Source organism: Kitasatospora sp. NPDC091207, from assembly GCF_044768625.1.
In the GTDB taxonomy this organism is placed as follows: Bacteria; Actinomycetota; Actinomycetes; order Streptomycetales; family Streptomycetaceae; genus Kitasatospora.
The window spans coordinates 194,131-208,665 of the sequence record NZ_JBIVVS010000003.1; the positions used below are offsets into that span (position 1 = coordinate 194,131).

The 14,535-nt window shown below is 73.1% G+C and carries 13 protein-coding genes and 1 tRNA gene; 9 read left to right on the forward strand and 5 right to left on the reverse strand.

The window, feature by feature from the left end; translation table 11 throughout:
- The first annotated feature begins 57 nt into the window (after window positions 1–57).
- Window positions 58–375 (forward strand): WhiB family transcriptional regulator, encoded by a 318-nt coding sequence (locus ACIQTO_RS08495; RefSeq protein ID WP_360633045.1) that lies wholly within the window; start codon window positions 58–60, stop codon window positions 373–375.
- The gene (locus ACIQTO_RS08500) at window positions 372–770 is read left to right on the forward strand and encodes a hypothetical protein (protein WP_380582071.1); all 399 of its coding nucleotides are present in this window, start codon (window positions 372–374) and stop codon (window positions 768–770) included. Before ACIQTO_RS08495 ends, ACIQTO_RS08500 begins: the two co-directional genes overlap by 4 nt.
- Before the next feature lie 82 nt (window positions 771–852).
- Here ACIQTO_RS08500 and ACIQTO_RS08505 read toward each other — a convergent pair whose 3' ends face one another.
- Both ACIQTO_RS08505 and ACIQTO_RS08510 read right to left on the reverse strand, forming a co-directional pair.
- On the reverse strand, window positions 853–2,226 hold the full coding sequence (locus ACIQTO_RS08505) for an ABC1 kinase family protein (protein WP_402384672.1): 1,374 nt from the start codon (window positions 2,224–2,226) through the stop codon (window positions 853–855).
- A gap of 162 nt (window positions 2,227–2,388) precedes the next feature.
- The gene (locus ACIQTO_RS08510) at window positions 2,389–3,474 is read right to left on the reverse strand and encodes a ThiF family adenylyltransferase (protein ID WP_402384675.1); all 1,086 of its coding nucleotides are present in this window, start codon (window positions 3,472–3,474) and stop codon (window positions 2,389–2,391) included.
- A 402-nt stretch (window positions 3,475–3,876) separates the two neighbouring features.
- Between ACIQTO_RS08510 and ACIQTO_RS08515 the strand changes: the two genes are divergently transcribed.
- Window positions 3,877–4,458, forward strand: a complete 582-nt coding sequence (locus ACIQTO_RS08515) for a M48 family metallopeptidase (protein WP_402385229.1) — start codon at window positions 3,877–3,879, stop codon at window positions 4,456–4,458.
- 85 nt (window positions 4,459–4,543) lie between these two features.
- On the opposite strand, the gene ACIQTO_RS08520 is transcribed toward ACIQTO_RS08515, so the two are convergent.
- Both ACIQTO_RS08520 and ACIQTO_RS08525 read right to left on the reverse strand, forming a co-directional pair.
- The gene (locus tag ACIQTO_RS08520; protein WP_402384677.1) at window positions 4,544–5,131 is read right to left on the reverse strand and encodes an NUDIX hydrolase; all 588 of its coding nucleotides are present in this window, start codon (window positions 5,129–5,131) and stop codon (window positions 4,544–4,546) included.
- Window positions 5,128–6,723, reverse strand: a complete 1,596-nt coding sequence (locus ACIQTO_RS08525; RefSeq protein ID WP_402384680.1) for a zinc-dependent metalloprotease — start codon at window positions 6,721–6,723, stop codon at window positions 5,128–5,130. Before ACIQTO_RS08525 ends, ACIQTO_RS08520 begins: the two co-directional genes overlap by 4 nt.
- A 207-nt stretch (window positions 6,724–6,930) precedes the next feature.
- Here ACIQTO_RS08525 and ACIQTO_RS08530 point away from each other — a divergent pair, with 207 nt between their 5' ends.
- The 4 genes from ACIQTO_RS08530 to ACIQTO_RS08545 all read left to right on the forward strand — a co-directional run bounded on the left by ACIQTO_RS08530 (window position 6,931) and on the right by ACIQTO_RS08545 (window position 10,197).
- Entirely contained in the window at window positions 6,931–8,079 is a 1,149-nt protein-coding gene (locus ACIQTO_RS08530) for an NAD-dependent epimerase/dehydratase family protein (protein ID WP_402384683.1), read from the forward strand.
- Between the two features lie 179 nt (window positions 8,080–8,258).
- Window positions 8,259–8,699: a molybdenum cofactor biosynthesis protein MoaE gene (locus ACIQTO_RS08535; RefSeq protein ID WP_402384686.1), complete on the forward strand. Its 441-nt coding sequence runs from the start codon at window positions 8,259–8,261 to the stop codon at window positions 8,697–8,699.
- Between the two features lie 184 nt (window positions 8,700–8,883).
- Window positions 8,884–9,072, forward strand: a complete 189-nt coding sequence (locus tag ACIQTO_RS08540; protein WP_380582055.1) for a hypothetical protein — start codon at window positions 8,884–8,886, stop codon at window positions 9,070–9,072.
- Window positions 9,073–9,114: 42 nt separating this feature from the next.
- Complete coding sequence (locus ACIQTO_RS08545) at window positions 9,115–10,197, forward strand: PDZ domain-containing protein (protein WP_402384689.1); 1,083 nt, start codon at window positions 9,115–9,117, stop codon at window positions 10,195–10,197.
- Window positions 10,198–10,264: 67 nt separating this feature from the next.
- Here the strand turns inward: ACIQTO_RS08545 and ACIQTO_RS08550 are convergent, their stop codons facing one another.
- Window positions 10,265–10,828, reverse strand: a complete 564-nt coding sequence (locus tag ACIQTO_RS08550) for a PPA1309 family protein (RefSeq protein ID WP_402384692.1) — start codon at window positions 10,826–10,828, stop codon at window positions 10,265–10,267.
- A gap of 282 nt (window positions 10,829–11,110) precedes the next feature.
- On the opposite strand from ACIQTO_RS08550, the gene ACIQTO_RS08555 reads away from it, so the two are divergent.
- Both ACIQTO_RS08555 and ACIQTO_RS08560 read left to right on the forward strand, forming a co-directional pair.
- A complete protein-coding gene (locus ACIQTO_RS08555; protein WP_402384695.1) occupies window positions 11,111–14,089 on the forward strand; it encodes a UPF0182 family protein in 2,979 nt (992 codons plus the stop codon).
- Window positions 14,090–14,145: 56 nt separating this feature from the next.
- Window positions 14,146–14,219, forward strand: a tRNA-Met gene (locus tag ACIQTO_RS08560).
- The last annotated feature ends 316 nt before the right edge of the window (window positions 14,220–14,535 follow it).

The following is a 14,535-nucleotide window of genomic DNA, read 5'->3' on the forward strand; positions in this document are numbered from 1 at the left end:
CCCACAGTGTCCACGGTCATCACACCGCCCATCCCGTCCGTACCGCAGACAAGCCAGATCACCCCGGCCGACCAGGCCGACCCTCCGGAGGTTTCCCTGATGCAGATCACCACCATCGACCAGGCCGAGGCGCTCGGTCTCCCCATCCCGTGCCGCGCCTTCGACCCGGAGGTCTTCTTCGCCGAGACGCCCGCCGACGTCGAGTACGCGAAGTCCCTCTGTGGTACCTGCCCGGTCAAGGACGCCTGTCTGACCGGCGCGCTGGAGCGGCGCGAGCCGTGGGGTGTCTGGGGTGGCGAGCTCTTCGTCCAGGGTGTCGTCGTGGCCCGCAAGCGGCCGCGTGGCCGTCCGCGCAAGACCGAGGTCGCGGCGTGAACCCGGCGCTCGGAGCCAAGGCCGTCCGCCGGGGAGAGCAGCCCCCGCTGGACAGCGCCCTTCGCCGCTCCGTGCGAATCGCCGCCGCCAAGGCCGACGCAGCCCGCACCGTCCACTTCCCCACGTCGCACCACGAGCAGGACCACGACATGACCGCCGCCGCCATTGACCCGACCGTCCGCGCCGAGCAGACCACTGAACTTCAGATCCAGAACAGGACCCTCGAAATGCAACTCCTCCACGAATCCCTGGCCCGTGCCCATATGCAAGACCGCTTGCAGGAGGCCGAGCACGAACGGCTCGTCACCCGGGTCGCCCGGGCCCGCCGGCTCAAGCTGAAGGCCGAACGGGCCTCGCTGCGGGCCCGCAAGGCCCTCGCCGTCGCGTTGATGTAAGCGCGCCGGTCCGGATTCACCCCCGTCGTGCCGCAGGCCGCCCCCCGTGCCGGGGAGCGGCCTGCGGCCGTTGCCGGGCCCGTCAGGGCCGCTTCGCGGCTGCCCGCTTCTTCGGCGGGGCGGGGGGACGCTCCTCGAACTCCGGGAGCCAACGCAGCATCTCCGCCCGCAAGGGGGCGTTGGCGCCCAGCTGGCAGAGCACCCCGATGGTGCTCAGCGTGACCCGGTGGATCAGCAGGTACGCCGGCGGCAGGTTGAGCTGCTTGCCCAGGTTGTAGGCGGGCGACCGCGGATCGGCGATCCGCGCGGCCTGGGCCCGCATCCAGGCCCGGGTGAAGTGGAAGGAGTCCACCGCGGCCGGCTCGATGATCGGCACCAGGTAGTCCAGCACCGCGTCCGGGTCCAGCTCGATCGAGGGCTTGACGAAGCCCTCCTCGCGCAGCATGTCCAGGACGCCCGCGGCGTCGCCGGCCAGCGCCATCCGCAGGGACGCCCCGATCGGCGCGGGCAACCCGCCCGGCAGCCGGTCGACGGTGCCGAAGTCCAGCACCCCGAGCCGCCAGCCGGCCACCGGCCCGTCGTCCTTGAGCAGCCGGAAGTTGCCCGGGTGCGGGTCGGCGTGCAGCAGGCCGGTCCGGGACGGGCCGGCGAACAGGAACCGGGCCAGCAGGTGCCCGGCCCGGTCACGCTCCTCCTGGGTGCCGCCCGTGATCACCTCGGCCAGCGGGGTGCCGCCCATCCACTCGGTGACCAGCACCTGGTCGGCCTGCGCGACCACGCCGGGCACCAGGATGTCCGGGTCGCCCACGAACTCCTCGGCGTGCCGGCGCTGGGCCTGCGCCTCCAGCTCGTAGTCCAGCTCCTCCGCGACCCGCTCGCGCAACTCGGTGATCAGCGGCTTGATGTCGAGGCCGGGGATCAGCGGGCCGAGCAGCCAGGCCACCCGGCTCAGCTGGGAGAGGTCCGCCAGCAGCGCGTCCCCCGCGCCCGGGTACTGGACCTTGACGGCCACCTCGCGGCCGTCGTGCCAGACGGCCCGGTGCACCTGGCCGATCGAGGCGGCGGCGGCCGGCCGGTCGTCGAACTCCCGGAACAGCTCCCGCCAGTTCTCGCCGAGCCGTTCGACGAGCGCCGTGTGGACCTTGGCGGCGGGCATCGGCGGGGCGGCGTCCTGCAGTTTGGTCAGTGCCGCCCGGTAGGGGCCGGCGACCTCTTCGGGCAGCGCGGCCTCGAAGACGGACAGCACCTGCCCGAACTTCATCGCCCCGCCCTTGAGCTCGCCCAGGACCTTGAAGAGCTGGTCGGCGGTGGCCTGCTGGAGCTCGGCCGTCACCACCTCGGCCGACCGCCCGCCGATCCGCTTCCCCAGCCCGAGGGTGGCCCGGCCGGCGATTCCCAGCGGCAGGGCGGCGAGCCGTGCCGTGCGGGTCATTGCCTTGCGCGGTAGATCGCTCACCCGGGCCTCCACTCCACACGCCCCCGGCACCCCACGACCGGGGGCCGACCATCACTACGCCATTGTGCCCGTTCGCCGCCCCGGTCCCGGCCCCCTTTTCCCACCTGTCGCACGCCGGTCCGGCGCGGCCGGGCCGGGCGGCACCGGGCCGGGCGGCGCGGGTCAGCCCGGCGACTGCGGTTGCCAGAGACAGCCGCAGTCGGGGTGACCCCTCAGCCGCAGCCGGCGGGGCATGCCGTCGACGGCGGAGAGCTCGCACCAGCCGTCGACGCTCGGCGGGCGGCCGCCGTCCAGGTAGACCTGGGCGTGCAGGGCGGCGAGGCCCGCCACCGCCGTCGCCAGGCCGGTGTCGCAGGCGGGGGTGCGGGCCCGGCCGGGGCCTTCGTCGGCGAGCTGGGCCAGGATCCGCGGCCAGGCCGGATCCTCGTCCTCGCGGGCCAGGACCAGGCAGTGGCCGCAGGCCGAGACCCCCGGGAGGACGAGCGGCCCGACCACCCCGAACTCCTCCACCACCCCGACGTAGAGGTGCGGCACCCCGGCCCGGAGCAGCTCCCTGGCCTCGGCCGCGCCGCCGGCGAAGGCGCCGCTGCCGTCCCGGGGGGCCAGCACCACCAGGTCGGGGTCCTGCCCCGGCCGGCGCCGGGTGTCCGGGGCAGGGCGGCGGGCCGAGGCCCGGTGGACGGCCTCGCGGGCGGCGGTGGACCGCAGCCGTCCGACCTCGCCGGGCGGCAGGCCGGCGGGCGAGCAGTCCTCGGGCCGGACCCGGCCGGTGTCGGTCACCGTGACCGCCCCCGTGCCGCCCGCCGCCAGGACGGCGGCGAGCGCGGCCCCGATCCGGCCGGCGCCGCGCACCTCGATCCGGCGGTCGGCGCGGCGGGCCAGGACGGCGGGGGCGGCGCCGGGGCCGGAGTGCACCAGGGACAGCGAGGCGAGGTCCGGGCCGAGCAGCTCCCGGTGCGGCTGCGGGAAGCGGGCCAGCGCGCTGCCCGCGGCGTCGGCGTCGTCGAGCAGCCCGGCCCGCTCCAGTTCGTCCAGCAGCGCGCCGGTCGGCTCGCGCCCGAGGCCGGCCCGCTCCCCGGCGTCCAGCAGCGCGGGCCGGTCCCGCGTCCCGTCGAGCAGGCCGAGGAAGTCGCAGCGGGTCCGGTCGGCGCGTTCGAGCACCCCGGCGTACTGGCGGACGGTGCCGAACTGCAGGGTCTCGGAGTCCCGCCAGCTGCGGGAGAGAGCGGGCTTCAGCTGGAGGAGCACGGCGGTCTTCCTTCCGATCGTTTCCGGACGGCCGACGCCAGCCTGCCCGATCGGCGCGACCGCGTGCTCCGCGTTGTCCACAGGTGCGGGCACATGATCGAATGATCCGTTCGTACACCCTGGGGATAACTTGTCGTCCGGTCCGAGGTCGGATTCCGGACACCTTCCGTCGGCCTTTCGTTCCCGATCACTCCACGAAAGATTTCGGCCATGGCAGCGGACTTCTGTCAGCGGTACCGGGTAACGTCGTGTGCCATGGCAGCCGAACGGGACTCCCATCCCCCGGCGTCGCGTCGGCGTGCCCGTGCAGCGTCCGGGTCTCAGGTCGCGACGCCGAGCACGCGCGGGCGCCCGGATCAACAGCCCGGCTCGGCGCCGCCGCAGCCCCCTCCGCCACCCGAGATCCACGTCGAGCTGCCGTTCGACCGCTCCCGGGTGGAGGTCCGCCGCAGTGCCCGGCGCAGCCGCACCGTCTCGGCCTACCGTGAGGGCGACCGCACGGTCGTGCTGATCCCGGCCCGGATGTCGCACGCCGAGGAGCAGCGCTGGGTCGCGCAGATGCTGGAGAAGCTCGCCGCCCAGGAGAGCCGCCGGGTGCTCGGCGACGACGCGCTGGCGGCCCGGGCGCGTGAGCTGTCCGCCGCCTACCTGGGCGACCGCGCCCGGCCGGTCCAGGTCCGCTGGGTCACCAACCAGAACTCGCGCTGGGGCTCCTGCACCCCCAGCGAGCGGACGATCCGGCTCTCGCACCGGCTGCAGGGCATGCCGGAGTACGTCGTCGACTACGTGCTGCTGCACGAGTTGGCCCACCTGCTGGTGCCGGACCACGGACCTTCGTTCTGGGCACTGCTGGAGGCGTATCCGCGGACGGAGCGGGCACGCGGCTATCTGGAGGGCGTCGTCTCGGCGGCCCGGCTGCCGCACATCCCGGGTGCCCGGCACGCGGGCCCGCCGGAGGCCGACCCGGCCGGCTCCTGCGGCTGACCGGAGCGCGCGGCCGTTACGGCGAAGGGCGGATATGAGGGGGCGCGGGCCACAGTGGCCCGCGCCCCCTCATATCCGCCGCGCTTCAGCCGGTCAGCTCCCGGGCGCGCGCCACCAGGTCGCGCACCGAGTCGTCGGTCAGCTCGGGCAGCCGGTCGAAGTCGAACCAGCGCAGGTCCAGCGACTCCTCGCTGATCAGGGCCCGCGCGCCCGGCGGGGCCACCGCGATGTACTGGACGTCCAGGTGGGTGTTCTCCGGCCGGTCCTTGCCCGTGCAGCGGACCCGGTGCCGGTCCAGCTTGGCCGGGGTGGGCACGCCGTCGGCGGCCAGCAGGACGAGGTCCGGGATGCCCGACTCCTCGGTGGCCTCGCGCAGCGCGGCGGAGGCCAGGTCGCGGTCGTCCGGCTCGCAGTGCCCGCCCATCTGCAGCCAGCGGCCGACCTTGGGGTGCAGGGTGAGCAGCACCCGCCCGGCGGCCGGGTCGACCACGGCCGCGCTGGCCGTGATGTGGGCCGGCACGCAGGAGCGGAACAGCCCCTCGGGCTGCCCGGCCAGGTGGTCCAGGTAGGCGCGGCGCAGCTTCTCCTGGCCCGGGTCGGCGGGCCGCCAGCCGCTCAGGGCGCGGACGGCGTCCGCGTGCAGGGCGGACGCGCCCGTCTCGGTGGGCGTCATGCGGTGGGCTCGCCCTTTCCGTCCTCGTCCTCGTCCTTCGTCTCGGAGGCGGGCTTCTCGGAGGAGGGCTGCTCCGGGGCGGGCTTCGCCAGGTCGGGCTTCGCGGACGCCCCGCCCGCGGCGGCCTCGCCGAGCAGCTTGTCGATCGCGGAGAAGTCGAGACCGCCCTCCAGGCCGTCGGCGCTGTCCCGGTGCACGAAGGCGTCCGGGTCGTCCAGGTCGGCGGCGGTGGGGAGCATGTCGGGGTGCTGCCAGAGGTCGTCGCGGCCCTCGATGCCCCGGGCGTCGGCGAGCAGCGCCCAGAGCCGGGCGGCGTCGCGCAGCCGGCGCGGGCGCAGCTCCAGGCCGACCAGGGTGGCGAAGGTCTGCTCGGCGGGGCCGCCGGCCGCGCGGCGGCGGCGGACCGTCTCGCGCAGTGCGCCGGCCTGCGGCAGGTGCGGCTCGGCGGCGGCGTGCACGACGGCGTCGACCCAGCCCTCGACCAGCGCCAGCGCCGTCTCCAGACGGGCGAGCGCGGCCTTCTGCTCGGGGGTGTCCTCGGGCTGGAGCAGGCCGCCGGCCAGCGCCTCCTGGAGCGCCTCGGGGTTGCTCGGGTCGAGCTGGCCGACGAGCTCCTCCATCCGGGAGGTGTCGACCTTGATGCCGCGCGCATAGGCCTCGACGGCGCCGAACAGGTGGGCGCGCAGCCACGGCACATGGGCGAAGAGACGCTGGTGGGCGGCTTCGCGCAGGGCGAGGTAGAGCCGGACCTCCTCGGCGGGCACGTTCAGGCCCTCGCCGAACTCGGCGATGTTCTGCGGCAGCAGGGCGGCCTTGCCGGCCGGGGCGAGCGGCAGGCCGACGTCGGTGGAGCCGACCACCTCGGCGGCGAGCGCGCCGAGCGCCTGGCCGATCTGGCTGCCGAACATGGCGCCGCCCATCGAGCGCATCATGCCCATCAGCGGGCCCGCCATGGCCTGCATCTCCTCGGGCAGGACGCCGCCCATGGCGGTGCCGACCCGTTCGGCGACCGGGTCGACGAGGTCCTTCCAGACCGGCAGGGTGGCCTCGATCCACTCGGCCCGGCTCCAGGCGACGGCGGTGCCGGCCCCGGAGGGGAACTCGGTGGCGCCGTCCAGCCAGAGGTCGGCGAGCCGGACGGCCTCGGCGACGGCGGAGCGCTCGGAGGCGTTGACCGACCGGTCCTTGGACTTGCCCTCGGCGGGCTCGGCGACCACGGTCTGGCGGGCGATGTCCTTGGCGAGGTCCCAGTTCACCGGGCCGCCCTCGAAGGAGAGCATCTGGCCGAGCTGCTGGAAGGCGGCGCCGAGGTCGTTGGGGTTGAGGCCGCCGAACATCGCGGCGAACGGGTTGTCGCCACCGCCCGGCCCGCCCGGGGTCCCGGGGGCGCCGGGAGCGCCGGGCATGCCCATACCGAAGAGCGCGCCGAACGGGTTCCCGCCGAAGCCGAACGGCTGGGGGCCGCTCTCCGCGCCGCCCTGGTCCTTCTTCTTCTGCTCGTCGCCGGGCCGGCCCTTGCCGTCCTCGGGCTTGGCCTTGCCGTCCTCGGGCTCCTCTGGCGGAACGCCGAATCCGAAGGGAAGGTCGCTCACGGGGTCCTCGATCCGGTCGGCCGTCATGCGGGTGGTGGCGGAATTTCGGCCCGCCCGGGGCGGTCGGCGGAGTGGGGGACTCGCGGCCGGTGGGCGGCTCCCGCGCGGCTGGCCCGCGCCGGGTGCACCGCCGGGCCTCCGCCTCGGGCAGGATGGACGTACTGACACACGTACGTACGCACATAAGCTAACCGTGGAGGATGGCCGGTGAGTTCCCCGCCTTCGGACGTTCGCTCTGGGCTGACCGGAGAAGAGGACGCCCCGGACATCACGGCGTCGCCGCCTCCAGCCTACGGCGGAAGGCCGCTGACCGTGGCCGTCACCGGCGCGGCCGGCGTGCTCGGCGAGCGCGTCGCCGCCCGGCTGGTCGCCTCGCCGGGGGTGAGGAAGGTCCTCGCCGTGGACGACCGGCGGGGTGAGGTGCCGGGCGTGCAGTGGCGCGTCCTGGACGTCCGTGACCCGGCGGTCGCCGAGCGGCTGGCCGGCGTGGACGTGGTCGTCCACCTGGCGATGGACCTCGGGATGGAGTCCGACCCGCGGGCCCGCAGCGCCTACAACGTGCGCGGCGCGCAGACCGTGCTGACCGCCGCCGCGGCGGCGGGGGTGCACCGGGTGGTGCTCTGCACCTCCGCGATGGTCTACGGCGCGCTCGCCGACAACGAGGTGCCGCTGGCCGAGGACTCCGAGCTGCGGGCCACCGAGGAGGCCTCGCTGGTCGGGGACCTGTTGGAGATCGAGCGGCTGGCCCGGCGGGCGCCGCGGGCCCACCCCGGGCTGCAGGTGACCGTGCTGCGGCCGGCCGTGGTGGTCGGGCCGGGTGTCGACACCGTGCTGACCCGGCACTTCGAGGCGCCCCGGCTGCTGGTGGTGGCCGGGTCCCGGCCGTGCTGGCAGTTCTGTCACGTGGACGACCTGGCGGCGGCGCTGGAGTACGCCGCGCTGGGGCTGGTCGAGGGCGAGGTCACGGTCGGCTGCGACGGCTGGCTGGAGCAGGAGGACGTGGAGCGGCTGTCGGGCATCCGGCGGATGGAGCTGCCGGCCTCGCTGGCGCTGGGCACCGCCGCCCGGCTGCACCGGCTCGGGCTGACCCCGGCCCCGGCCGGGGACCTCGCGTACACGATGTACCCGTGGGTGGTCTCCGGCAGCCGGCTGCACGAGGCGGGCTGGCGTCCGGCGTTCACCAACGAGCAGGTGCTGGCGGAGCTGCTGGCGCAGGTGGCGGGCAAGCACGCGGTGGCCGGGCGGCGGCTCGGCGGCAAGGAGGCCGCCACCAGTCTGGGCGCGGCCGGGGCGACGGTGGCGCTGGTCGGTACGGCCGCGCTGGTCCGGCGCGCGCGCAAGCGGCGCCGCTTCTGATCCTGCGCCGGCCGCGGTCGGCGGGACCGGCCGGCCCGGGAGTCCACCGGTCCCGCCGGCCGGTCCCGCGTGCCCCTGGGCGTGCCCACTGAGGCCCCGCTTCTCACGATGCGAAATTCCCCAATCGTGATACGGAAGCCTCTTGCCCGAAGTCGCCCGCGATGGGGAATCATGGGGTCATGTCCGAGAACCACGACCCCATCCGCCTGCTCGCCGTCCGCGACACCCCGCTCTCGCTCGACGAGGTCTACGCGGCGGTCGGCGACGACGCCGCCGGCGGTACGACCGTCTTCGTCGGTACGGTCCGGGACCATGACGGCGGCAAGTCGGTCGCCGCGCTGGAGTACAGCTGCCACCCCACGGCCGAGCAGGAGATGCGCCGGATCGCGGAGAAGATCGTCGCGGAGTTCCCGGTCCGGGCGCTCGCCGCGGTGCACCGGGTCGGCCGGCTGGAGATCACCGACAAGGCCGTCATCGTCGCCGTCTCCTGCGCCCACCGGGGCGAGGCGTTCGCCGCCGCCCGCCGGTTGATCGACGACCTCAAGCACGAGGTGCCGATCTGGAAGCACCAGGTGTTCTCCGACGGTGAGGAGGAGTGGGTCGGAGCCGGCGGCTGCTGACCCACTCCTCCCCGCCGCTGCCGCGCAGGCGCGCCGGACCCTCACCCGAACGGGTCCTGGGCGGTGCGCCGGATACTCCCTGGCAGTGAGCCGATCGGCCGTGCCGTAACCCGGACGGCGCCACCCGCGTTGTCCGCCGGGGTGGTTAATCTGCTCATAGACACGACGAGCTGGGAGTACTGACATGGCTGCGCTCGCCTGGTTGATCATTCCGGTAGTCGCCGCACTGCTCGCCGCCGTGTGGGCGGGCTGGGCCCAGCGGGCCCCCAGGGCCACCGGTGACCCCGCCTCCCTCGCCGAGCACCGGCGCTTCATGGCCGCGATGGAACGCACCACCACCGGCACCGGTCCGGGCGAGGATCCCGGCCGGTAGCCCGGCGGGCGTTCCGTCGGCCGCGTCCCGTACTGTCGAGGCATGCCACGCCGCTCTGCGACGATGCTCGCCGCCACCCTGCTGCTCATAGCGCTGCTCTGCGCGTCGGTGCTGATGAAGGTGCCGTACACGGAGATGAGCCCGGGGCCGACGTACAACACGCTCGGGGTGCAGGACAAGACGGGCACGCCGGTGATCACCATCACCGGCCACGAGTCGTACCCGGTGAGCGGGCACCTCAACATGACCACCGTCCAGGTCACCGGCGCCAAGTACGAGCCCAGCCTGGTCAACGCGGTGGTCGGCTGGCTCCGGGACGACGTGCTGGTGGTGCCGCACGACAACGTCTACCCGAAGGGTCAGACGGACGCCGACGCCAAGCGGCAGAACGCCGAGGAGTTCGCGCTCTCCGAGGACCACGCGCGGACGGCGGCGCTGAACCAGCTCGGCATCCCGATCGGGAACGAGCTGATCGTCCAGTCGGTCACGGCCGGCGCCCCGGCGGAGGGCAAGCTGCACGCCGGCGACCGGATCATCGCGGTCGACGGCACCCCGGTCACCGACGCGGAGAGCGTGGCGAAGGCCGTCACCAAGCACCAGCCCGGGGAGACGGCCGTCTTCACCGTGGTGCCGATGATCAAGGACGGCGGCAAGGCGGACCCGGCGGCGGTCCGTACCGACATCGCCGTGCCGACCGTGAAGTCCCCCGACACCGGCGCCGCGATGGTCGGCATCAGGCCCGGGGTCCGGCACATCTACCCGTTCCAGATCGACATCGGCCTCCAGGACGTCGGCGGTCCGAGCGCGGGCCTGATGTTCTCGCTGGGCATCATCGACAAGCTGACGCCGGAGGACCTCACCGGCGGCAGGTTCGTCGCGGGCACCGGCACCATCGACGACGCCGGCACGGTCGGGCCGATCGGCGGGATATCGATGAAGCTGATCGCGGCCCGGGAGGCCGGCGCCCAGTACTTCTTCACCCCGGCCGCCAACTGCGCCGAGGCCGGCAAGAACACCCCGTCCGGGCTGACCCTGATCAAGGCGGAGACGCTGGACGGCGCGCTGAAGTCGCTGGAGCAGGTCCGCAGCGGGCAGACCGCCGCGCTGCCGTCCTGCGCGGGCTGACCGGACGGCACCGGCCGGTACGACGCGGCCCGGGGCGCTCCCGCCCGGGGCCGCGTCGTACCGGGGCCTAGGCGAAGGTGGCGAGCAGCGCCTCGGTCAGACCGGGGACCAGGTCGGGGCCGGTCAGCACCTCGCGCGCGACGTCCTTGGAACGCAGCCGCAGGGCGATCTCCTTCTTGCCGTTGCGCAGCACGGCGGCGGTGATCCGCACCTCCTCGCGCTTGGGGTGGTTGGCCACCCAGTCGGCGAGCTGGGCGTCGGAGGCGTTGCGCGGGCGGGACTGCTCGGCGCCCGGCGGCAGCATCAGGCGCTCGACCACCAGGGCGCAGCCGGCCACCGCGTCGGGCCAGGCGATGGTGGCGAGGAACTTGTCCAGCTCCATGCCGGCGGGCAGTTCGTCCTGCTCGACCGGGGTGAGACCGGCCTCCGGGCTGTCGGAGAGGCCGAGCTGCTCGGCGACCCGGGGGTCGGCCTTGCGCAGTGCTGCGCTGTCCACCAGGGCGAACAGTCGGGCCGGGAGGTCCCAGCCGAGGGTGGCGGCGTACTCGTCGATCTCCAGCGCGGCCCGGGTCAGCGGGGTCGCGGCCGGGAGCTTGGAGACGTCGTCGGGGGAAGAGGAGGCATCGGACATGCCTCAATCCTCACACGCCGGGCGGTCCGGGCGGTGCCACCCGCGGTCCGGTGCGGGCGGTCGCGGCCCCGGTGGGGCGCCCCACCGGGGCCGCGACCGATCCCGCGTTCCGGTGGTGCGTTCCGGTGGTGCGTTCGGTGTGCGGACGGCCGGACGGCTGCGGCCGGGGAACGTCGGAGTAACCGTCTGCTAACGGTGGGAACTCGGCTAAAGCCTGGTTAAGTTGCACTGACGACCGATCGATTCCAGACGACACAGCTGAGGTGCCCCGTGGTATTCCAGATGCCGGAACGCTCAGGGCCGGGATTCCGGCGCAGGGTAGGCCCGCCCTCCCGGCGGGCGCGGGTGGCCCTGCTGACCCTGGGCGTACTCGCGGTGCTCTTCCTGCTGTTCGTCATGTTCGCCGGGTTCTGGACGGACTGGCTCTGGTTCAAGTCGGTCCACTACTCCTCGGTGTTCACCACCCAGCTCTGGACGAAGGTCGGCCTGTTCGCCGTCTTCGGCCTGCTGATGGCGCTGATCGTGGGTGCCAACATCTGGCTGGCGCACCGGCTCCGGCCGCCGCTGTCGGCGATGTCGGTGGAGCAGCAGAGCCTGGACCGCTACCGGTCCGGCCTGGCACCGTTCAAGCGCTGGGCGCTGATCGGGATCTCGCTGGTGATCGGCCTGGTGGCCGGCGCCGCGGCCTCGGGCCAGTGGCGGACGTGGCTGCTGTGGACCAACGGGACGCCGTTCGGCGTCAAGGACCAGCAGTTCGGCATGGACGTGTCGTTCTACGCCTTCGAGCTGCCGTTCTACGAGTTCCTGCTCGGCTTCGCGTTCAGCGCGGTGATCGTCTCGCTGCTGACCTCGACGCTGGTGCACTACCTCTACGGCGGGCTGCGGCTGCAGGGCCCGGGCCGCCGGGCCAGTGCCGGCGCGCAGGGCCACCTCGCGGTGCTGCTCGGCGTGTTCGTGCTGCTGAAGGCGGTGGCGTACTGGCTGGACCGGTACGCGCTGGCGGTGAAGACCGGCTCGTACAAGGGCGTCACCGGCTGGACCGGCCTGCGTTACGTGGACGCCAACGCGTTCCTGCCGGCCAAGACCATCCTGTTCTTCGTCGCGATCATCTGCGCGGTGCTGTTCTTCCTGACCCCGATCCGCCGCACCTGGGCGCCGGCCCTGATCGGCCTCGGGCTGATGGTGCTCTCGGCGGTGCTGATCGGCGGGGTGTACCCGGCGATCGTGCAGCAGTTCCAGGTCAAGCCGAACGAGCAGGCCAAGGAGACGCCGTACATCCAGAAGAACATCGACGCGACCCGGCAGGCGTACGGGATCGCGGACAGCCAGACCACCCAGTACACCCCGCAGGGCTCGACCACGGCCGAGGCGCTCAAGCCGGACGCGCAGACCATCGCGGACATCCGCCTGCTGGACCCGAACGTGGTCTCGCCGACCTTCCAGTCGATCGAGCAGCAGCGCTCGTACTACGCCTTCCCGTCCACCCTGGACGTGGATCGCTACGGCAAGGGCGAGGGCGCCCAGGACACCGTGATCGGCCTGCGTGAGCTGGACCTCAACGGGGTCCAGCGCAACTGGATCAACGACCACTTCAAGTACACCCACGGCTACGGCGCCGTGGTGGCCAAGGGCAACCAGGTCAACGACAAGGGCCAGCCGGTCTTCACCGAGTCCGGCCTGCCGGCCACCGGTTCGCTGGGCGACTACCAGCAGCGGATCTACTACGGCGAGAAGACCGGCTCGTACTCGATCGTCGGCGGTACCAACCAGGAGATCGACTACACCACCGACACCGGTGAGAACAAGCAGTACCAGTACACCGGGGGCAGCGGCGTCTCGCTGGACAACCCGATCACCCGGGCCGCGTACGCGGTGAAGTTCGCCGAGCCGCAGATCCTCTACGCGGGGGCGATCACCGACGGCGCCAAGGTCATCTACGACCGGACGCCCAAGGAGCGGGTCGAGAAGGTCGCGCCGTGGCTGTCGATCGACGCCGACCCGTACCCGGTGGTCGAGAACGGCCGGGTGGTCTGGGTGCTGGACGGCTACACCACCTCCGACGGCTACCCGTTCTCGTCCAAGACCACGCTGGGCACCGTCACCAAGGACTCGCTGACCAACCAGCGCGGTGAGCTGCTGACCGCCGCCAACCAGGTCAACTACATCCGCAACTCGGTCAAGGCCACCGTGGACGCGTACACCGGCGAGGTGACGCTCTACCAGTGGGACGAGAACGACCCGGTGCTGAAGACCTGGATGAAGGCCTTCCCGGACACCGTCAAGGCCAAGGCCGACATCCCCGGCACGCTGATGCCGCACCTGCGGTACCCGCAGGACATGTTCAAGGTGCAGCGCGACCTGCTCGGCCAGTACCACGTGACGGACTCCAACTCGTTCTTCAACGGCAGCGACATCTGGCAGATCCCGGTCGACCCGACCAGCGACACCAAGCAGCCGCAGCCGCCGTACTACCTCACGGTGCGGATGCCGGACCCGGCGGTCACCTCCGCCAGCTTCTCGCTGACCAGCACCTTCGTGCCGAGCGGCCGGGAGAACCTGGCGGCCTTCATGGCGGTCAGCGCCGACCCCGGGCCGGACTACGGGAAGATCCGGCTGCTCAAGGTGCCGGGGGACAGCAAGACGCTCGGCCCCAACCTGGTGCAGTCGCAGTTCAACTCGCGCCAGGAAGTGGCCCAGCAGATCACCCTGTTGAAGAGCGGCGGTGACTCGGAGCTGGAGTACGGCAACCTGCTGACCCTGCCGGTCGGCGGCGGCCTGCTCAACGTCGAGCCGGTGTACGTCCGCGGCCGCGGTGCCAAGTACCCGACGCTGCAGAAGGTGCTCGCGGTCTACGGCAACGACAACGTGGCGTTCGAGAACACCCTGGAGGAGGCGCTGAAGAAGGTCTTCGCGGGCGCCGCCCCGGCGACCACGCCGACCGCGCCGACCACCCCGGGGACGCCCACCAGTCCCGGCACGCCGACGCCCACCCCGACCGCGCCGACGCCGGGGACCGGCGGGGGCACCACCCCGGAGCTGCAGAAGGCCTGGGCGGACGTCGAGAAGGCGTACAACGACAGCCAGAACGCGTTCAAGAGCGGCGACTGGGCGGCCTACGGCCAGGCCCAGAAGGCGCTCGGGGACGCGATCAAGACGGCCCAGGCGGCGCAGCAGAAGGCCGGCGGGACCTCCGCCGCCACGCCTCCGGCCACCGCGCCGACCGGCACCCCGCCGAGCCCCTCGGCGGGAGCGAGCCCCTGAGCTGGGAGAACCGATTCATGTTCCACCCCGCAACCGTGCTATGGTTTGTCTACCGACGCGGGGTGGAGCAGCTCGGTAGCTCGCTGGGCTCATAACCCAGAGGTCGCAGGTTCAAATCCTGTCCCCGCTACTCAGTAGCACGAAGGCCCGGAGGATCATCCTCCGGGCCTTTGGCGTTTCCACCCGGGGTCGGCGTGGAGCCCTCCGGTACTATCGACCGTCGCCAACGACGCCGGCATCGGGGTTTGTGGGACCCGAGTGTCGGGAAATCGACAAAGCGCCGAAGCAATTTCGTCGGCTTCGGTTCCGTGCCGCCGAATTCGGCCGGGGCAGGTGTACGCGGGTTGCGGGTGATGCGACGATGGGACACATGGGGGACGTTGCGCGGCTGCTGACCAGCCGTCGGATCCAGCGCGCCCCGTGGGGACCCCTTCGGCCGGCAGCCG